The 18,455-nt window shown below is 56.3% G+C and carries 24 protein-coding genes; all 24 read right to left on the reverse strand.

What is annotated here, in order from left to right; all coding sequences use genetic code 11:
• Window position 1: 1 nt before the first annotated feature.
• Window positions 2-1,318, reverse strand: coding sequence for an AAA family ATPase (locus ABUA09_RS07215; protein WP_009259439.1), 1,317 nt, complete (start codon window positions 1,316-1,318; stop codon window positions 2-4).
• Between the two features lie 203 nt (window positions 1,319-1,521).
• On the reverse strand, window positions 1,522-3,120 hold the full coding sequence (locus ABUA09_RS07220; protein WP_009259438.1) for a vWA domain-containing protein: 1,599 nt from the start codon (window positions 3,118-3,120) through the stop codon (window positions 1,522-1,524).
• A gap of 65 nt (window positions 3,121-3,185) precedes the next feature.
• Window positions 3,186-3,962 (reverse strand): DNA methyltransferase, encoded by a 777-nt coding sequence (locus tag ABUA09_RS07225; RefSeq protein ID WP_009259437.1) that lies wholly within the window; start codon window positions 3,960-3,962, stop codon window positions 3,186-3,188.
• Window positions 3,949-4,215, reverse strand: a complete 267-nt coding sequence (locus tag ABUA09_RS07230; protein WP_009259436.1) for a hypothetical protein — start codon at window positions 4,213-4,215, stop codon at window positions 3,949-3,951. Before ABUA09_RS07230 ends, ABUA09_RS07225 begins: the two co-directional genes overlap by 14 nt.
• Before the next feature lie 4 nt (window positions 4,216-4,219).
• Window positions 4,220-4,492: a hypothetical protein gene (locus ABUA09_RS07235; RefSeq protein ID WP_009259435.1), complete on the reverse strand. Its 273-nt coding sequence runs from the start codon at window positions 4,490-4,492 to the stop codon at window positions 4,220-4,222.
• A gap of 26 nt (window positions 4,493-4,518) precedes the next feature.
• Window positions 4,519-5,574, reverse strand: coding sequence for a TRM11 family methyltransferase (locus ABUA09_RS07240; protein ID WP_009259434.1), 1,056 nt, complete (start codon window positions 5,572-5,574; stop codon window positions 4,519-4,521).
• Between the two features lie 98 nt (window positions 5,575-5,672).
• Window positions 5,673-6,095: a single-stranded DNA-binding protein gene (locus tag ABUA09_RS07245; protein ID WP_009259433.1), complete on the reverse strand. Its 423-nt coding sequence runs from the start codon at window positions 6,093-6,095 to the stop codon at window positions 5,673-5,675.
• 19 nt (window positions 6,096-6,114) lie between these two features.
• Window positions 6,115-6,309 (reverse strand): hypothetical protein, encoded by a 195-nt coding sequence (locus ABUA09_RS07250; RefSeq protein WP_009259432.1) that lies wholly within the window; start codon window positions 6,307-6,309, stop codon window positions 6,115-6,117.
• On the reverse strand, window positions 6,306-6,467 hold the full coding sequence (locus ABUA09_RS07255) for a hypothetical protein (protein ID WP_009259431.1): 162 nt from the start codon (window positions 6,465-6,467) through the stop codon (window positions 6,306-6,308). Before ABUA09_RS07255 ends, ABUA09_RS07250 begins: the two co-directional genes overlap by 4 nt.
• Window positions 6,464-6,646 carry a hypothetical protein gene (locus tag ABUA09_RS07260; protein WP_009259430.1) on the reverse strand — a complete coding sequence of 61 codons (183 nt, stop codon included), beginning with the start codon at window positions 6,644-6,646 and terminating at the stop codon, window positions 6,464-6,466. The genes ABUA09_RS07255 and ABUA09_RS07260 overlap by 4 nt, the downstream gene beginning before the upstream one ends.
• Window positions 6,639-7,322, reverse strand: a complete 684-nt coding sequence (locus ABUA09_RS07265) for a hypothetical protein (protein WP_009259429.1) — start codon at window positions 7,320-7,322, stop codon at window positions 6,639-6,641. The genes ABUA09_RS07260 and ABUA09_RS07265 overlap by 8 nt, the downstream gene beginning before the upstream one ends.
• A gap of 1 nt (window position 7,323) precedes the next feature.
• Window positions 7,324-7,548 carry a hypothetical protein gene (locus ABUA09_RS07270; protein ID WP_009259428.1) on the reverse strand — a complete coding sequence of 75 codons (225 nt, stop codon included), beginning with the start codon at window positions 7,546-7,548 and terminating at the stop codon, window positions 7,324-7,326.
• A 16-nt stretch (window positions 7,549-7,564) separates the two neighbouring features.
• Complete coding sequence (locus ABUA09_RS07275; RefSeq protein ID WP_009259427.1) at window positions 7,565-8,101, reverse strand: sigma-70 RNA polymerase sigma factor region 4 domain-containing protein; 537 nt, start codon at window positions 8,099-8,101, stop codon at window positions 7,565-7,567.
• A 33-nt stretch (window positions 8,102-8,134) separates the two neighbouring features.
• A complete protein-coding gene (locus ABUA09_RS07280; RefSeq protein WP_009259426.1) occupies window positions 8,135-9,499 on the reverse strand; it encodes an AAA family ATPase in 1,365 nt (454 codons plus the stop codon).
• A 329-nt stretch (window positions 9,500-9,828) separates the two neighbouring features.
• On the reverse strand, window positions 9,829-10,008 hold the full coding sequence (locus ABUA09_RS07285) for a hypothetical protein (protein ID WP_256315659.1): 180 nt from the start codon (window positions 10,006-10,008) through the stop codon (window positions 9,829-9,831).
• Window positions 10,009-10,082: 74 nt separating this feature from the next.
• The gene (locus ABUA09_RS07290; RefSeq protein WP_009259424.1) at window positions 10,083-10,640 is read right to left on the reverse strand and encodes a hypothetical protein; all 558 of its coding nucleotides are present in this window, start codon (window positions 10,638-10,640) and stop codon (window positions 10,083-10,085) included.
• Window positions 10,633-11,553 carry a hypothetical protein gene (locus ABUA09_RS07295; protein WP_009259423.1) on the reverse strand — a complete coding sequence of 307 codons (921 nt, stop codon included), beginning with the start codon at window positions 11,551-11,553 and terminating at the stop codon, window positions 10,633-10,635. Before ABUA09_RS07295 ends, ABUA09_RS07290 begins: the two co-directional genes overlap by 8 nt.
• Window positions 11,546-11,836 (reverse strand): hypothetical protein, encoded by a 291-nt coding sequence (locus tag ABUA09_RS07300; RefSeq protein ID WP_009259422.1) that lies wholly within the window; start codon window positions 11,834-11,836, stop codon window positions 11,546-11,548. Before ABUA09_RS07300 ends, ABUA09_RS07295 begins: the two co-directional genes overlap by 8 nt.
• Window positions 11,829-12,359, reverse strand: coding sequence for a hypothetical protein (locus ABUA09_RS07305; protein WP_009259421.1), 531 nt, complete (start codon window positions 12,357-12,359; stop codon window positions 11,829-11,831). Before ABUA09_RS07305 ends, ABUA09_RS07300 begins: the two co-directional genes overlap by 8 nt.
• Complete coding sequence (locus ABUA09_RS07310; RefSeq protein WP_009259420.1) at window positions 12,356-12,802, reverse strand: hypothetical protein; 447 nt, start codon at window positions 12,800-12,802, stop codon at window positions 12,356-12,358. Before ABUA09_RS07310 ends, ABUA09_RS07305 begins: the two co-directional genes overlap by 4 nt.
• The gene (locus ABUA09_RS07315) at window positions 12,802-13,179 is read right to left on the reverse strand and encodes a zinc-finger-containing protein (protein WP_009259419.1); all 378 of its coding nucleotides are present in this window, start codon (window positions 13,177-13,179) and stop codon (window positions 12,802-12,804) included. Before ABUA09_RS07315 ends, ABUA09_RS07310 begins: the two co-directional genes overlap by 1 nt.
• Before the next feature lie 24 nt (window positions 13,180-13,203).
• Window positions 13,204-14,316 carry a DNA polymerase III subunit beta gene (locus ABUA09_RS07320; RefSeq protein ID WP_009259418.1) on the reverse strand — a complete coding sequence of 371 codons (1,113 nt, stop codon included), beginning with the start codon at window positions 14,314-14,316 and terminating at the stop codon, window positions 13,204-13,206.
• Between the two features lies 1 nt (window position 14,317).
• The gene (locus ABUA09_RS07325; RefSeq protein WP_009259417.1) at window positions 14,318-14,806 is read right to left on the reverse strand and encodes a hypothetical protein; all 489 of its coding nucleotides are present in this window, start codon (window positions 14,804-14,806) and stop codon (window positions 14,318-14,320) included.
• A gap of 13 nt (window positions 14,807-14,819) precedes the next feature.
• On the reverse strand, window positions 14,820-18,029 hold the full coding sequence (locus ABUA09_RS07330) for a helicase-related protein (protein WP_009259416.1): 3,210 nt from the start codon (window positions 18,027-18,029) through the stop codon (window positions 14,820-14,822).
• Window positions 18,030-18,455: the final 426 nt, after the last annotated feature.

Raw genomic sequence — 18,455 nt, forward strand, 5'->3', positions numbered from 1 at the left:
CCTATCCCTCCTCAGAAAACAAAAATCCGAGAAGGAAATCGCTTAACGCATTGATCTCAGTGGAGGCGCCGTCAATCAGTTCATTCTTGATCAGCTTCAGCCCATCATCCTCGTTCACAGCCGTTTCCAGCTTGCCGTCATGAATATAATAGGCGTTTGATCTTTCCGCATCAAGCCAAAACCTCTTGTTGAGACGCGGCTTGACCTCTTCTTGACGCTGAACAGGAACCTGGCCGGCGAGCATCAGATAGTTCAGTGTGCTGAGCACATAGGGGCTGTGTGTGGTCACGATGCCTGTGTTCCCGCTGGTAAGCATCAAAGCGAGCACATGGGAGATTGTCTGCTGGGAGGCCGGATAAAGGTGGGACTCCGGCTCTTCCACGATCAGGAACACCTTTCTCTGCTCAATCAGATAATAGAACAGAAGGTTAAAAAGCCACACAACTTCCTGCTGGCCGGAGGAAGCCAGGTTGATTTTCACATATTTGCCGTCTGAAAGATATAGACGCTCCTCATTTTCCGTATATCGGTAGCTGCCGTTCAACACCTGCTCCGCGGCTGTTCTCAAGAGGTTGACCGCGGGCCTGATCTCCTTGTACTTTTTCAGCCGAATCGGGTCAGCCTCAATTTCCCGGATAACGCCATCCATCCCGTAGCCGAAGGTCGGCTTGAGCTTTAGGATCAATTCCGTGTATCGCTTGGTGATATAGTCGATATTACGGAGTTGGGACTCCTCCAGCGAAGTAAAAATATAGTTGAGCTGCGCGCTCAGCAGTGTAATCAAATTGCGCCCGGCCGGAATAAAGACGGTTTCATACGGATCATTAAACAACTGGCTGAGCTGTTTCTCGGCATAGTCCCTCTGGCCGGGAGAGATATTGGAAAAATTCCGCCAGCCCAGCTCTGTGAAATACTCTTTCACAGAGCCGCTAAATTCAATTTCGATATAGTTTTTCAGGGGATCATCATAATTTTCAGTCAGGGATACCCGGATAGAGACATTCTTTTTATAGGTGTATTCCATCTTCATATCCAGCGGCATGACCCAGGAGGTCCCAAAAAGCTGCAGGAATTTGTTCTTCAGGCGCTGTTCCAAGACCATGGACCAGGAAGCGTCATCCCGGTCCGATACTGCTTGCGGGCCTCCCTGCATGATAATATTCAAAATATCCTGTTTGACCGTCCTGAAAAAATAGACGGCTTTTGCAACGGTGCTTTTTCCGCTGGACTGCGGGCCAGTCAAAACGGTGAAGTCGTTCAGGTCCAAATCACATTCTTGAATAGGACCAACATGATATAACCGGAGCTTGTGATCCATGCGGCACACTCCTTTTCCAAAGCGATTTTAAGTTCTGTATTTGTTGTTAGTATAATCAGATTTTAGAGATAAATCAAGTCGAGATGGTGAATGAGGCAAGTCTGGAGATTCGCGGCGAGACGCCTTTGGCGGCAGAGTGACACGGACGGATAGTTCGCAACTCTCCGTCCGTGTTCTCTGTGTAATAAGATGTTTTCTCGCCGCTATGCCACCCGGCTCACCACCAGCTGCTCCGCGATTTGATCGCGGGAGAGCTGGCTGGTGCGGTAGACATTGGTGCAGAACTCCCGGAGGCTGAACTCAAACCCGGCGTCCTCCTGATCCAGCAGGATGCCGGTGATCTGGAAGCCTCTGGCGGACTGTTCCGCCTTCAGCTTTTCCAGGAAACTGTCCGGCAAAACACATTCACCGTCCGTGACGAACACCATGTCGGCATTTTCAAAGCCCTCCTGCTCCATGAGGCGCAGGGCCTCCCGCAGCGGCGTCTCGTAGTCGGTGTTTCCGTTTAGGAAGGTCTCGGCACAGCGCAGAACATCCTCACGGTCGTACTGCCCCGGCAGGAAGAGATCAGTCTGAACATCTCCAACCCCGGCAAAATGGATCACGGCAAACCGGCGCTGGTCCCGCATGGCAATGTCCAGCAGGGCCAGGGCCACCGCCTTACACCAGGGTGCTTGGCTCTCCGCAGAACTGGACTCGTCCAGCATACAGATGATGTCGCCGCTTCCCTTGCAGATGGGCTCCCGGCGCTGGTACTGCTTGAGTGCCTTTCGCTGGAGCTTGCGCAGGAAAAGCGGCAGCGTCTCCGGCGCGGCAAGCATGGCGAACTCCGAGGCAATGGCCCTGTTGATGTCGCCGCCCAGCTCCAGGCTGTACTTCTCGCCGCGGCCATAGGCATAGCCGTTTTTGCGCTTGCCGTCCATCAGCTCCTTCAGGCGCCCCAGATAGCGGGCCACCTCCATGAGCGTGGGACTCTTGCCGACGCGGGCGGCCAACTCCAGGTCCGCCGCTCTCCGCTCCGGATCATTGCTGTCAGGGCCGTAGCCCCAGGCCAGAAGCGCCGACGAAACGCTTTCGGCTTTCTGTGCCGCCGCCCGTACCGCCTGTGCAAAACAGCCGGAGACGGCCTCTTTATTTTGGAGCATCTGGTCGCGGACCATATGGCCCACGGCTTCCGTCTGGTTGACCTGGCTCTGGGCCTGATTGGCAGCCTTGACGGCCTGCTTCTCCAGTTCGGGAAGCTGCTCAGGGCCGGCCTGTGCGATTTGCTTCATCAGTTTTTGAAGCTCCTCCATGCTCCTGTCCCTTTTTTGTTCCAGGCGCTCCAGGGTATTCAGCGCCCCTTTTTTTCCACTGGCTTTTTCCAGCAGCTCATCCAGGTTTCCAGCCACCTGACTGATAAATTCCGAAGCGGCCTCATAGGCGGGGAGCTGCCGCCCCTCACAGGCGGCTTTGATGGCGGGATAGTCCTCGCCGTCCATCACCTCATTTAGGATCGGTGCATTGAAGCGGCGGGCCTGCTCGGAAATGGCATCTTCTGGCTGCCGCCGCACATTCAGGGAATAAAAGCTCTGATAGATGTCCCTGCTCAGAGCGGGAAAGGTGGACAGCTTTTCGCCGCAGGCTTTTTCCAGCGCATCCAGCTCGTTATCACCCCGGCGCAGGTCCCGGTATGCCGCGTCCTCCAGTTTGGTTGATTTCAGCACCCGATGTCCGCCGGCGTGCCGGGGGGAGAATGTCTGCGCGGTCTGTGCCAGGGGAGAGCCCAGCACATCGCTTAAAGAGCGAAAATAAGTACGCATATTACTTTCCTTCCTTTGTCATTTTCAAAGTCCTGTTATGATCGAAATCCTCTTCGGGATCAATCTTATCCCGCGTTGTCTCTCAGGCCATCGCAGTCTGCCGCATTTTGGAGCGACAGCCAGCGCCGCTCCAACAGCGGCGCTATTTTTGCCACGGTGCCGTCCTTGTCAAATGGAGCGAGCACCAGATCACCCTCGTTGCTCCAGGTCCGGATGTGATCTTCGGCCAGCCGTTCTGATAGGCTCACAGCTTTGCCGCCGAACAGCTCGCTCTCCATCGGTAAAACAGTGCCGTAGTGCCAGACATTTGTGCGGGCGCCGAATTTCTGAATCGTCTTTCGGCCTTTTGGAGTGAGCGTGCCGTTCACTTCACGCTTGGTGAGGCATCCCCAGGTCTTTGTACCTGCCCACTTGTTGGGCTTGTCTTTCAAAATATGAACGGTCTTGGGCTTGCCCTTTGCGAGGATATACATGGACTCAAAAGCGTCTCCATATCGGACAGGGGTGGGCGGCGTGTTCCTTTCCTTTTCCACAAGGATGGTGTCGATCAGTCTCAACTGGATTGATTGAAAGTAGACTACCTGACGGAATTGCGCGGTGGAAAAGGTGGCCTCCCCGCGCTCATTGGGGACATGCCAGACCAGCACCCCGCCCGGCTTCAAAACCCGTAAGAGCTCAACCGCAGTCCTCCGAAACAGGTAATCGGATGGCCGGCCTTTTTGAAAAAACTCCTGCTTGCCTGGAGCGGCCAGAATCAAATCTATGGTCTCCGCGGGCAGCGCCAGTAAAACCTGGAGGTGATCTGCGCAGCGGATGACTTTTCCAGGCTCAGATAAGAGCATCGTATTCACCGTCCTTCTGTGACCTGCATCCAGCGGAGAGGCGCTTGGCGGTTGGGACATGGCGCTTCTCCATTTCTCGCTGAAGCTCCGCTTGAAAACGGGCGGCAGCGGCGTGGATTCTCCGCAGTTGACGAAGTTCCTCTTTGGAAAGGGACCCGTCATCTTCATAGGCCGCCAGTTCGCAGGCTGTGGAAAAGGCGGCGAGGGCGGAGACCATGTTTTGGCATTGAGCTTTTAAGTATGGATTGTCCATTGTACTATTCCTTTCCAAACAGCCTGGACGAGTCGAACAGGATTACTTTCCCGTCCTCCGTGATACGCATGGCTGTGAAGTGAAATGCACTCCTGGCGATACCGGATAGGTAGTCCAGGCGGCCCAAACGGGTGACGGCCTCATCTCTGGTAATAGGGGCGCCGTCCATCTCGTAAGTTGTTTTGTCTCTTCTGGTGGCTTCTTGGATCTGGGCGAAGTCTTTTCTGCCATATCCGCAGCGTTCAAGATACATCTTCTCTTCTTTTGTGATCTTCATTGAGATCTCTGCCTCCTGTTTTTGATTTAGGCCACGGCATAATTCAGGGCATAGAAGCCGTTTCCGCAGGAAATATATTGTCCCGGGTGCTCATAGGCGGTGGCCCGTATGCGATCCCGAAAATGCGGGTTTTTCTTTGCTTTTGGGTGAGCGGCCAGACGGTCTCCCAAGTCGGACAGCTTGGCGCGGCCGCTCAGCTCCTCCATGGTCAACCGAATCAGGTGGTGCCAAGTCAAGCCAGGGATGTCCTCCTTCCGTAGATCCACGGTGGTCTCCCGGCGCACCGCGAAAGGGAAAAAGAGTGCATCCTGTTTATGGAAAAGGAGCAAATACTCCGTTACCACAGGGATGAATGGCTTTTTGTAGCTGCGGGTGTCGCTGACGCAGTTGTATTGCCCTTTTACGATGAACGCTTCCATCTGTCCCACGCGCATAAGGTCATGCTGCATAGAGTAGAAACTCCCTTTGGTGCGGATGTCCCCAACCAGGATGGCAAGCCGGCCGTCCCTGCGCAGGGCCATAAAGAGCTTCTGGACAATGTAATTCAGCTTTTCCACAAACTCGGGATAGCTGGAACACCTGGAAAGGTCATCCTTATGCGGCGTGCCCCACATATTTCCGGAGTAAGGGATCAGATTATGGTAGGGCGGGTGGAGAAAAATCAAATCTGCCGAATCGTCCACTTCGTCCCGCAGCGCATCCCATCCGCCAATACCGCAGGCAGGGGCGGGATTGAGGTCATACAGAAGCGAGCGCACACCAAGGCTCTGCGCCGCCGCCTGGCTCGTCCCAGAGCCGGACATAGGATCAAGGAGCGTAAAGTCCTGTGTCTGCTTCCCGTAGTAATGCTTGCACTCAAGCACATAGCGGAGAATCGCCCGCACGACCTCCGGCGAGCAGTTTCCACGCCACTTGTTGTTCCCGCCGCTGCCGCGTTCCGGGAAAGCCATAAAAGAAGTGAGTTCCTTACCCACACGCTGGCGAAGCTCTTTGGTCCCCAGTTCCTGGACAATCTGTTTCCAGCGGGGGCCGAACTCTTTCTCCAATATCTGTACTGCGCGATCCTGTTCCGGAAAGCTCATGTATCATCGTCTCCTGTATCTTGGTATATTTGCTTTTGCAGGGAAGAAATACAGCGCGGGAGAGGACGAAGCCTCCCCCGCGTGTTGTTTTGCCGGAATTAGAAATCCGGCGCAAAGTCATCGCCGCCGCCCGGCACAGAGCCCTGATAGGCGCCGTAGCCCGCAAACTGGTCGTCGGCGGGGAAGTCGCCGGCGGCATCATCCTTCTTGCTGTCGGCAAAGTAGGCGTTGTCCACAAGAATCTCAATGCTGACGCGGTTGTTGCCTTCCCGGTCTTTCCAGCCTCTTGTCTGAAGCCGGCCGTCCACCGAGATCATGCGCCCCTTGGTGAAATACTTGCAGATAAACTCAGCGGTGGATCTCCAGGCCACGACATCGAAAAAGTCCGTCTCTTTCTCCTCGCCCTTGCCATAATCCCGGTCATTGGCAATCCGGAAAGAGGTGACGGAGACGCCGCTTTGGGTGCGGCGCAGCTCAGGGTCTGCAACCAGGCGGCCGGTCATAGTGATACGGTTTAACATAAGGTTGTCCTCCTCTTGATCATGAGAATGTGATTTGCAGGCCATCACTGTAATTGCCTGCTTCAAAGATGTAGTAAGTCCCATTTGGCAGCCGGATCAAGGGGTGCTCGCGCACCCGCTTGACCGCGCTTTTCAGACCGCCGGCGCTGACCGTCAGCGCCAGGGTTTCCAGCCCATTGGCATGGACATGATGGACTCGGAACAGTTTCATCATCCGGAGCTGCCCTCCTTGTGGGAAGGCTCCGCCGGAGCATCCTCTGGAGGATGCCAGTGATATATGCACTCAGGATTTCCACAGCGCCCATTCCACAGAATGCCGTTGTACTCCGGGTACTGCTGCGCGTAATACGGGCCGCCGCCAGTGTAGCTCATGGCGCTTTCTCCTCCCAGTCCCGGCACCGAAATGCCGTCTTCAGATGGCCGTCAGGGTCACGGGAGAGCTCCCGGTCGCGGCCAGTCTGGATGAACAGGAGAAAGACTGCCAGCCCCTTTTTCAGGCAGCCGGGATTGTGGCGGCAGGTGTTACAGTCCTTTTCCGAATCTTTACACATCGCCGGAGCCTCCGTTCCACTCAACCTCCGAGGTGAAATACAGCTTGTCGGTCAGAGCGTCGAAGAATCGGTGAAGCCTTTCCAGCTTGGACAGGCCGCTTTTCCGCCCCGCTTTGTAAATAGCGGCGGAGATGTCTTTGAGCGCATAGCTCCGCCAGCCCTCGCCGGGCATGACAAAGGAAAACCTTCCGGAGGGAAAATCGACCTGGAAGGCACCGTTCACATGAGGATCATTGCGAAAGCGCGCCATCGACAGCTCGGCAAAGTCTTGAGTAGAAAGGCGTTCCGTCTCTCCCAGCCTGGAACGAAAATCGCCGCTTGGGGATGACGGCGACTTTCGCACCGTCTCCCGGATAAAGGCGGCCAGGGCAAGGAGGTCCCAGGCCCGCGTGAGCTTATGGTACTCGCAGGCCCGGCCGGCGGTCAGCTTGAGGACGGACACGCGGTAGGTCTCCGCCTCGTGCCGCACCCGCTCCTCCGCTTCATGCTGTTCCTCCCGGGCCAGCTTTTCGGCAATCTCAACGCGCTGTTCGGATGGGACCAGGCGTTCGTAGAGTTCCGTCAAGACCCTGCCCAGCTCTTCCTCCACACTGGAGCCCGCAGGCTCCAGTGCAGTGGATAGCGCATTGAATTTGTCTTCCGGATACCAGAGAGTGATCTCAAGGCAATTTGCCATGTCAGTCCCTCCCGGTGCGAAGCTCGCCGAGGTATTCGCCAAAGCGCTCCTTATCGAAATCCTCGATGATCTCCATATCTACACAGAAGCGCAGAAATTCCAGGAACATATTCCGGGCGGCGTTGTACTCGTCGCCGCTGAGTTCTTTTTGCTGCTCCAGTGCGTCCAGACACTCGGCCGCATCTCCATAGGTGTTTTGGAATCGGCAGTAGCTCATGTTCGACATAGGATACCTCCTGAATTTAAGCCGCAAGTGCGGCGGTTTCCGTGGGGAACGGCACGACCTTCGAGCGCGCCTGGTCCATCTCCAGCTTGATTTCACCGGGTTTGACCTGAAACATACGGGCAATCTCCAGGTCGTGGTAGCCCTGTGCGCGCAATGCGGCGATCTGCCGCTGCTTTTGCGTCAGCTTGCCGGAGAGTTCCTGAAAAGACAGCACATTTTCATAGGCCGCCGATACGGGGTCCAGCAGATCCCGGGTATGAAGCTCTTCATCCAGGGACTCTACCAGGGCACGGCGCTTCTTGCGCATCCAATACTCCTTGGAGTGGTGGACATCGCAGCTCATGGCCCGGTAGGCAATGGTGGAAAAGCTGTACTTGCGCAGTTCTGGCCGGGCCAGATATTTGCGGACTGCCCGCAGGTAGCCAAAGACCACAACATCGTAAAAGTCATCCTCCGGCAGCCCCGCCTTGCGCAGATACCCATAGATAACGGAGTGATGTTCGGCAGCAAATTCTGATTCAGCTTCAGTCAGCGGCAGATTGTAATTTAACATAATTGGCACCTCTTTCTTTATCATTGGATGCTGTCAACTGGCCTTCAGGTCATAGAGCTCCCGAAGCGGAACATAAGAGTATTGGACCGACGCATGGGCCTCCTTGCTGTACCGCTCCAGTTCTTCCAGACAGGCGTTGATCTTTTCCCGCTCCGCATCGCTCTGAGCATTGGAGAGCATTTGACTGAGCGTGATATAGAGGGACATAAATTCATCCCGCAGTTTTCCGATCCGGCGGGCCGCAGGGGCGTCGGCCGTATCGGTAAACTCCTGATACCCCTCCACGGCTTCCGCCAGAATGGTGTCCAGCCGGTCCTTGAGGGGATCGTTGCACATCCGCTCCAAGGTGGATTGGATGATAGTCCGCTCCTCCGGAGCGGTCCACAGGTAGGCGCAGAGCGTGGTCAGATCAGACGGCTCCACGGTGTCCCTGCCGCTGAGCCAGGCCTTTGCCTGTGCGATAGGGGCGTAGTTAAAATATTTCCGGTCAGAGATATGGATGCCCTTGCCGCGCAGCCCACACAGCACATCGTCCATCAGCTCATTTACCTGGTCCGGGACGCGGACCTGAAGCACTTCGTCCTGCATGGCCTGCAGCTCCGCCAGGGAAATGACGGCCGACGGATTTTGCGCCGTGCCCTGCGCCGCCTGCTTCTGCTTCAGAATCGTCAGGCGGGCGTCCCTGTCTTCCACATACTCAGTGACCACCTTGAGCTCAAACCGGTCATAGAGCGGCTTGAGGATCTTCTCCTCCGGATTTGCGAAATTCGGAATTTCATTGGAGGCGGAAAAGAAAGAGATCGTGGGGATGTGGATGGTTTTGCCCTCATTGGTGTACCGGCGCTCGTTGAGCGCGGTCAGGAGGGCGTTGAGGATACCGTCGGACGCCTTAAAAATCTCGTCTAAAAAGACAATATGGCTGTCCGGCAGCTTTCCTTTGGTGATGATCCGGGGCTCGCCGCTGTGCAGCTCAGCGAGCGCCTTACGGTACTGTTCCATCTCCGCGGTCAGGTCCGCGAGTTGACTTGCGCTGTTCGGCCCACCGGTCTGAAGTTCTGTCTCCAGCTTCCGGCGCAGCTCCTGATAGTGCTGGTCTTTCTCCAACACCTCCTCCGGCACGCCGCCGGGGATGAGGCTGGAGAGGTCCAGACGCCCGAACAACGCCTCTTCATCGGTCTGCTTGGACATCAGCCGCTCAAACTGGTTGGTGCCGGTGATGCCGGCGCGGAACAGGTTGATAACGGCGCTCTTGGCCTGGCCGGTATCGCCCAGGATAAAGACATTCTTGCGGGTGAGCAGGGCGATGGCGATGATCTCAATGAGCTCATCACGCTCGGCCACCTGTGCCCGGACTTCCTCCATCCGGGTGAGCATCTTGTTTCTCGGTGTTTGACTCATTTGTTTTTCCTCCTTTAGCATCTCCAGAGACGAAGCCGGCCGGGCGTCGGCGCCAGCAGGCGGTCCGGGATCGGCTTGCCGCTGCGGAGCATAGCCGTAATTCCACAGCCGAGCCAGGTAAAATGCGAGGCGGTAAGCTCCGCCGGACGATGGCAGTCTCTTGTCCACTCCGGGAGCTGGTGTCGATGTATGCCTGCGCCTCCTCATAAGTGCGGAATTTCATGGCGTGAAGCGGCTCGTCATAGCCAACGGCATCCGGGACCCCGCCTATTTCGCCGTGCTCGGCATAGTATAGATCGGTGTCTCTGGTGTTGCGGATCAGATAAAGGCTATATGCCATTTGCGACCCTCCAGCAGAATTTCAGGATCACGGATGCCGGCAGGGTCTTGAATGTCTCTTGCCGGTCCGGCGAGAGGGCGTCGAAGATCTGGCAGACGACATTCGCAGTGGTCGCGTCCAGCCAGACCCAGCCGGCCCCCGCTTCAAAGGGTTCGCGTATGTCATACAATCCGGGAGTATGCTCCCGCGGGCGGATCATACGCAGCCCATGTTCGCGTACAGTTTGGCAGCACTCTAAAAAGGTCATGGCTGAAAACCCATCCCTTCTCTTATTTGGGCGAAAGCATCGGTTTCATTCCGGCGGTAGCTTCCCATGTACTGCCCATTTGCGATCATGTACTCGCGCAGGGTCAATTCGTTGTCCCATAGTACGGAATTGTCGTCCTTGATAAGCGCGGTCAAGCAAAACTTCAGGGTTGGATAATGCCGGGAGACAACGCGAAACATATTTTTGGGGAGCGTGTCCCATACGAAGAAACGGTAGCGCCGTTCTCCCAATACCCGTTTGACCTGCATTTCACACAGGTCTCCGCCGGCTTCCCAATAACCCGCGCACCACAGGCGTCCGGCCTTGAGAAAGCCGCGGCGCTGGATCTCCTCCGGCACCGGAAACAGCGCGTGGAACGAATACCTGGGCTTGGTGTTTGGGGGGCGGTCGGCCCACTGTGGGCCGCATCCGCTCCGAAAAGCCTTGTCAAAGGTGTTGAGAAACGCCGCGTCCCCGCTGACGCTCAGCAGGCATTCGATATACTGGGGGAGTTCCTGCTCCGCCCCGGATTGATTGCTCAAAGGCTCAGGCATGGCGGCTGTCCTCACTGGTACTTTCCGTCACGGCGGATTTTCTGTGCAGCTCCGCTTCCAGTTCCCGCTTTGGCGTATAGCGGTGCAGGTTTTCGTTGACATATTTCGCTGTATGGTACATCAACACCCCGCACAGCTGACCCATCAGCCGACAGGCCTCGGCGTCGTCCCGAAGCGTCTTGAATGTGCCGATGGAGCAGCGGTCATTTCCGGACTCGTCAAACTGTCCCTCAAGGAACAGCTCCACATAGATCCCCTCGCAGCCAAAGTCTATGGTAGATACTGCGGAAAAGGCGTAGTTTGTCAGATAGGAGTCCTTATCCGGAGACAGCGGCTCATTTTTGTTGGGGAGATAGTAGTCCCAAATGGGCTCGATCTCCCTCAGATCGCCGTTGGCCCTGGCCCGGTCCAGCACGGCATACAGCAGCGTGCTTTTCCGGTCCCGCCGGGGAACGGTATAGGGCTCCTCAGCCCGGTTGCGGCAGATCCAGTCCTCTACTGCGCGCTGATCCTCCTCGTGGAACAGCTTGAGGAACTGGGCGTTTTTTTCGCCCAGCGTGAGATCGTCCTGTTCCATGTACCACGCTGCGCGTCCTAACAGGCTACGATTGTATGTACCGTCACTGCGCCGGTGTTCAAAGGGACGGTAGTGTTCCATCTCCCGATAGATACGCTCCAGGAGAGCGTCACCGGAAAGCTCATCCGGGATAGATATGCCGCTTTGCAGGTCCTGCCCACCACAGCGCAGGCACCAGCCGGTCATATACAGAAACCGCTGTGGCTCGTGCTGTTCAAGAGAGGTGTACTCCAGCTTCCAGCCCGTAGGAATGAAGTTGCGGCTGTAATGGTCTGTGGCGATCTGGAAACTCCCGCTCTTTGAGGCGGGACAAGTGCAGTTTCGATGCTCATTCATGGCTATTCTCCTTTAACAGTCCATTTTTTTGCAGATGGTTTTCCACCGCCTGCGGAGTCTGATACCGCTCCAGCCAGTAGTTTCGTTCCCAGGTCTGCGGAAGCGGGGGATCGAACGCCGGCCTGCGGAAATAGACCTTTTCAAATACTTTGATTTTGCGGCCATCGGTAAAGATAGCGATTCTGCAGGGAGTGTCGTGCATCCCCGGGATAAAGCTATCCAGGATTTTAGCAAGCCGCATGGGTGCTGTCTGCTCACTTGGAGCGGCGGTGTGCTCAGGCATGGTGCGCGCCTCCCTCATGTTCGAGGCCGAACACCTTTGCCGGAAGGACGGTACTCTGGCTATAACAGTAGAAGAAATGAGAAGCCAGGCCGTCGTCAATTTCGATCAATTCGCCATTTTTCAGCGGCGTGCCGTTGAGCACACTCTCCACCGGCTCCTCCTGGAGCGCGTTGTAAAACTGCTCAGCAGTCATGCCCAGTGGAAACTCGCTCTGGAGCTGGTAGTGGTGGGACGATGGAAAATACCAATCGTGTTTGTCCGGCTCAAAGTTCAGCCGGTTATCCAGCTCCAGGGCCTCGTGCATCTCGTCCTTGAAGCCGTAGATACGGCAGACGGGTGTTTTCAGGCGGCGGGGGCACCATTCGGGAGGTCTGCGTTTCAGGTCTTTCTTCCCCAAACGCCTGCCCTTTTTGCCCTTTTTCATGCAGTAGCAGGTTTCGTTCAGCACAGACCCGACGCTCTTGAAATGCGGGCAGCCGAAACGGCAGTTGGGCTCAGAAAAGGTGATCTTCTTTTTCTTCATCTCTCCGTACCCCCGCTTCCGTCGCCGCAGCACAGCTCCATAAGATGCCAGCCTTCTGGCTCCGAGAGCCATTGCTTTGCAAAGGCTTGGTCCTCCTCGTGAAACAGCGTCGGAAACACTTCCCGAAAGCTGCTCGTTCCGGCCGGAAGAGGATACCCGAACTGCTGGAACGCCAGACCGGCCAAAAGGCAGATTGTCGGCATCAGTTCTCTGACTGTTTTTTCGGGTGGCAGTGTTGTGCCGTCGCACATACGGCCCCCGCACACGCGGCACCGGCCGATTCTGCACACACGGACAGGCTCCCTTGCGTCCAGGGAAGCGTACTCCAGTTCTACATGGAGAAATTCAAAGTTTCGGATGAAGTGGTCGATTTCCACATCGAAATCTTCATCGGGCCAGTCGATGCACCGGCAGAGCTGATCTTTCTTTTGACAAGTTGGCATTATGCCGCCTCCTTTTTGTGTTTGCCGTATTTCCGGCACAGTCGGATCACCTGTTCGCATTCGTCCATTTCCATCATGCCGATGTGGGTTTCGTGTTCCTTCAGGTGAAGATTTTGCGCCAGCCAGCGGTAGGCCGCGCTCCGCGTCCAGCCCTGCTCCCGCCAAAAGCGGTCGAAGATCCGATGTGTCTCCTGACGCTTTAGCCGCAGGACCGTGTTGGCTACTTTCCCCATTGGGCTTCCGTCGGGGTAACAGCCTACATAGGCGTTGCAGTTGACGCACAGATAAATCGGCTCGCTGCCTTTGGGGTAGAGCGCCCGGGTCGTGGACTTGATGATTTTTCCGCCGCAGTAGCGGCAGATCGTGGGAATTTTCATATAGGCATGGATCGCCTCCGTTTCTTACGCCGCCTTGCCGGTTTCAGCCGCCTGAACAGGCGCCCTCATGGGAGACTGCACATACCGGGTGGAGCCGGAACGGACCACGAGAAGGCCGAATTTGTCAAATTCCAGCGTGATCTTCTCCTTCTCCAGGCGCAAATACTCTAGCAGTTTCCTGGAGTTGTAGTAAAATGGCTGTTTGGGTGCATTGAGCACCAGGGCCTTGACCGGGGCGGAAGATCTGCCGCAGGCGCTTTCGGCGCTTACCGTAATCTCATGCTCACCAAAGGTAAGCTCGACCCGGTGGTTGCTTTCCGAGACGGACTCTGCGACCTCAAGGGCGCGGATAAACTCGGCGGCATCCAGATGGACGGAGTATTGGCACTTGAACTGCTCAAAAATACCGCTGGTATTCGGGAATTTCCCTTCCACCAGCCGGGCGGAAAAGAGCAAGGTGCCGCTCCAGAACACCAGGCTTTTCCCAGTCACCCCCATCTCGTAAACATCGCTGTCATTTGAGAGGGAGGCCAGGACTTTGAGAGATCGGGCAGGCAGCAGCAGCTCGATCTGCCCTTTGCACTGCTTATCGCCATCTGCCTCCATGATGCAAAAGCCATTTGAGGCGGACGCTTTCAGTCCGTCCGGTCCGACATGGAGCCGGACGCATTTCATGGGCGGCGAGGGCACCCCATCTTCCGCAACGGCGAACAGTGTATTGCGCGCCAGCGAACGAAGCCCGCTGACAGGCAGGGTGTCGTCCGGAAAGGGGAGCTCCGGCATGGGGTACTTGTCCCCGGAGAGCGCGGACAGGCGAAATCGTGCGTGCCCGGAGCGAATGGTCAGCTGGCCGGGATGTTCCGTCTCCAGGTCCACATCCTGTTCGGGAAGGCTGGCTATGGCCGCGGGGAATAAGGCGGCGCTGATGACAACGCTTCCGGACTGTTCCACAGAGGCGCCCATGGAGGCGCGGATCACGATTTCGTAGTTGGTAGCGGTCAGCGTGAGCATGGACCTTCGGCTGTCCGCCTCTACATGAATGCCCAGGACTGCCTCTGAGGTTGCGGTTTTCGGCGCCGCCTTTGCGGTCTGGGCGGCGATGGCAAGGAGTTCATCGCGTTTGACATGAACGAGCATTTCAGCACTCCTCCCCACAATCAGCGGCGGTGGGCGGGACGATGTTTGCCTTGGAACTGCCCGCACGCGGAATCATCTCGCAGATCCCATTGTCGTGGAAAATGATGTGCTCGGCGCTCTCAAGAGCCTGCCGGGGGAACGGCAAAACCGTTTCCTCTGGGACCCACTGAGGGTATGCACGGGCAAGGCCGTCCAGTGTCCGGTATTTTGCCAGCGTGAGCTTTACCAGTTCCTCAATCAGAGGGCGCCAGCGGCCGACGCTCTCCGGTGTGTTCTCCTTGTAGGGAAACTCCTGGATGAGAACATCGTTGTACCGGATTTCAGGCGTTCGGATAAAGTCGGCACGCGTGACGGCGCATATCTGGTCGTCGCCCACGGCCCAAACAATTTCCCCGGTCTCCGTGTCTACGGCCTGGATCAGCAGGTAGCGGCGGTGGTCCGGGGAGGAAGCGCACGCTTCCTCCTTGATTTCAAAAGGATTATCATTCATAGGTCATTCTCCTTTATGCAATTTTGAACAGCGGGATCTGGTCCTCACTGATCACAGCCTTGGCCGACTTGCGCTTTGCGTGGGGCTTGACTGCGGCCTTCGGCATAGGTGTCGAAACAGGTGTTGCCGCGATAACCGGCTTTGGCGTCTGGAGCGGGACTGGATTTCCAAAGGTGAATTCCACGATTGGCTCATTGACTGCTTTCTTTACCAGTACCGTTTCATCCTGGGCGGTGGGGGCCTCCGCGAAAATAGACCATGCGGCGGCCTGAGGTTTGAGATTTGCCATGCGCTTGAACATGGCGGAAACATCCTCCACGCTGTCCTTGATGCCAAGCATCAGCTCCTTGGCCATCAGGGTGGTCATATCCTCGCACTCGGACATGGCGGCAAGGCCCTCCTCTGAGAACGAGCCCTCGATAATTCCCGCCACAGCCAGCTTGGAGGCCATGAGCTTGATCGCCTTGTGCTGCATGGTGTCCCGATAGTAAAACATATAGACCTCTACCCGCGGGGCAGTCTGGTTGATCCGCCAGCTCCGCCGGCTGGCCTGCCTCAGTGTGAACAGCTTATAGCCGGTGTCATAAAAGATCAGCGTGGTAAAAGCGTTCAGGTCAAGGCCCGTTTGCACAAGGGTCGGATTTGCAATCAGGACCTGGAGCCCGGCGCTGAGCCGGTCCGCTACCCATTGCTCCCGCTTTGCCGGTTTGACCTTGGCCGGCATAATGATGGTGTTCCACCCACGGGCGGTTAGCAGCGTTTGAAGCCTCATCTGGCTGTCCAGCCGCGTCCAGTTGGTGTAGATGAGCACCTTTTCCCCTGCGGCAATCTTCCGCTCCACGATATTCAGCACCTCTTCATCCTTAGGGAGGATTGTACCGGGAGCCACTGTGTCTTCCGGTGTTACAATCGGGTGGCCGTCCAAAGGATGATAAACGGGCTTTTGCTCATAGGGCTGATCCGGGTAGGCGGTCAGAAGATTGAGATAGGCGGACAAAATTTTCTTTGCGGCCTTTTTGTCATTTTTCAGGACAAATTTGAGTTCTTTTTCGATTTCCTTGTACTCTGCTTCCACCGCTGCGGGCATCTTCAGCGCAACAGGGATCTCCTCGTACTCCGGCAGGTCCTTGCCCATGTCGGTCAGGGAAAGAAACGCGGCCTTGTCCAGCAGGAAGCGGGAATAGACCAGCGGCGAGACGCCCGGCAGAAGCCGGGAGTTCTTCTTGCTCTGCACGGTACGGCGGTTGGAATTGTATTCCGGCTCCTGTTCCACATAGGTGTTCTGGATCACGCCGTACTCCGCATCAAATTTGGAGGGATTTTCATACCGTTTGTTGTCCTTGCGCATCTGTGCGGGGCAGATCCGGTAGAGGAGATGGAATATCCCCGAGCTGTACCCGTTGATCAGGGTGGCGGTCATGCCTACCACCTTTTTTGCCGTGCCGTAGAGCTCGGCCATGGCTTCTCCCTGGCCCGACTTATTGGAGTATTCGTGAAGTTCATCCACAATCAGGCCATAGATTTTGCCTTTGTACTTGCGTTTGATGTAGGAGCTCAGCGCATAAGCGCGGTAAGCGCCTCTGGCCGGAAAGCAGGCGTCCGGGTGGTCTTGAATCTCATAGAGCTTCTGGAGCTGACCCTCTCCGCCGGCTTTTTTGAAGTGCTCATAGACCAGCGGGCGGTAAACAAAGCCGTAATCCCCGATCTTGGCCCACTTTTTCTGCCTACGCCAGGCATCCGGATTCAGGGCTGACCACAGAGGGGCGCCGCAGGCGGCGCATTTGTGATTGCCGCTGTGCTCCCGCCGAAAATAGTAGGACTTGGCCGGGACCCGATAGGATACGCCGTCCTGTGTAAATTCGGCCATGACCACGGCGCCGCACTCCGGGCAGCAGAACACCGGCTTGTGCGGGTTGCCGTCTATGTCCGCCCCATCGTGAAGCGGAGGATTGCGCTCAATGGGAAGCGCCTCGCGATTCCACGGCCGGTAAATGACCGCCGGGGCCCTCATGTAGCCATCCCGGGCCTTTTCCTTGGAGAGGACGGCGAAACAGAATTTGTTCCCCCGCTCAAACATCTGGTACAGGTGATCCAGCTCCGCAGGGGTATGGACTACGGCGGCGAAGGCATTCGGTACGGTCTCCTCCAGTTCACGCACCCATTTCTCGGTTACATGGGAGGGGCACAGGATCAGGTTAAAAGTCTTGCTCACCTTGACGGACATCTGGTGGGAAAGAAGTCCCGCAGCCGTTGCGGCGATGGATACCGCTCCAATCTTAGATTTTCCAGAGCCGCATTCTGCCACAATGAGCCCCACCTTGCTCCGCTCCAGCTGGCGCTTGATGGCCTCTGCCACCGCAAGCTGGGCGTCGTAGAGGGGATAGCCGGCGTGATCCTCAATGTACTGGTTGATTGCCAGCACTTCCGGGGACAGAGATTCCGTTGCAGGGTCAAAGAGCGGTACGAACAGCTTCTTGATCCGCTCCGCCACGGTAACGCCGAAGGTATTGAGGTATTCCGTGATAGAGTTGATTTCGTCCAGCGGGTTTAGGCCGACGGTCGCACCCGGAATGGAGATCGCTCCGCTTTTGAGTCCATCCTCCATGACCGCGACGATGTTTTTGTCCTTCTCCTCACAGCGCAGAAGCCACGCCTCCAGCTTACGGGACAGGGACTTGACCTGAAGTGGCCGCAGGATATTCCTCTTTTGCAGTTCCGTGAGGACATAATCCTGGTACTCCGGGATCATGGGAACGGCGGTCTTTTGGTCCACCGCGTCGAACAACTCCCGGCGTTCCCCCGGTGTGCAGAAAATGTAGGTATTGCGCGGCGGGAGATCCTGCTGGATTTGATCGTCGTCCTCGTCGTTCTTGTCCTTGTCCGGCTCATCCTTGTCGCCAGCATTCTGTTTGGCGGATTGGCCGTCATCCTCTGCGATCAGGGTAGCCTCTGCGTACACTCCGTCATGGCTAAGTTCCCGGCGGTACTGCCTGGTGAGGGTTTTCAAGGAGTAGGTGTCTTTACCGTCCTCGATTTCGATGGTAGCCCCGCCATAAATTGCGTCTGCGAGTCCCTGCACACGCTCCGGGTAGCCGCCAAACCGCAAAGCGGTAAGGGTCGGCGTGGGTTTGGTGTCCCATACTACGGTGTCGGCGTAGCAGAGGAGGCGGATTTGGCTTTTGGGGTCGTAGTAGGTGACCTTCATCAGTTTGCTTGTGCTCATTCATGGTCTGTCTCCTTTCTGTGTTTGATGCACAAAAAAAGCCGCAGCCACCCCTGAATGGGGCAACTGCGGTTTTTGTGCGTGGTCGGTCCGGTATTTAGGTTCTGACAAGTCTCCGCTCGGGGCGCATTGGCCCCTCGCGGGTAAAAATCTGACCTACAAAATCTGACCTAAATACAAGTAGAGCATACCACCTTTTTCATCTCTTGAACAGTTGCGCTTTTTGCCAGGATAGATTGGCTGTAAAACGCACACTTATGATTGCTTCGCCCACCAAAAGACTTGCAGAATCTTGAGATTTATGCTATTATTGGGTTAGCAAGAACTAACTTCTGGGCGCCAAAATCAGGAGTTCAGATACGCGAAGGTACCTGAAAACTGTTTCTTTGGCGTTTCATTTTGCTGAGAGGTTAGCTAAAACTAACA

It is taken from the genome of Intestinimonas sp. RTP31139st1_F5_RTP31139_211217, from assembly GCF_040226735.1.
Taxonomy (GTDB): domain Bacteria; phylum Bacillota; class Clostridia; order Oscillospirales; family Oscillospiraceae; genus Intestinimonas; species Intestinimonas butyriciproducens.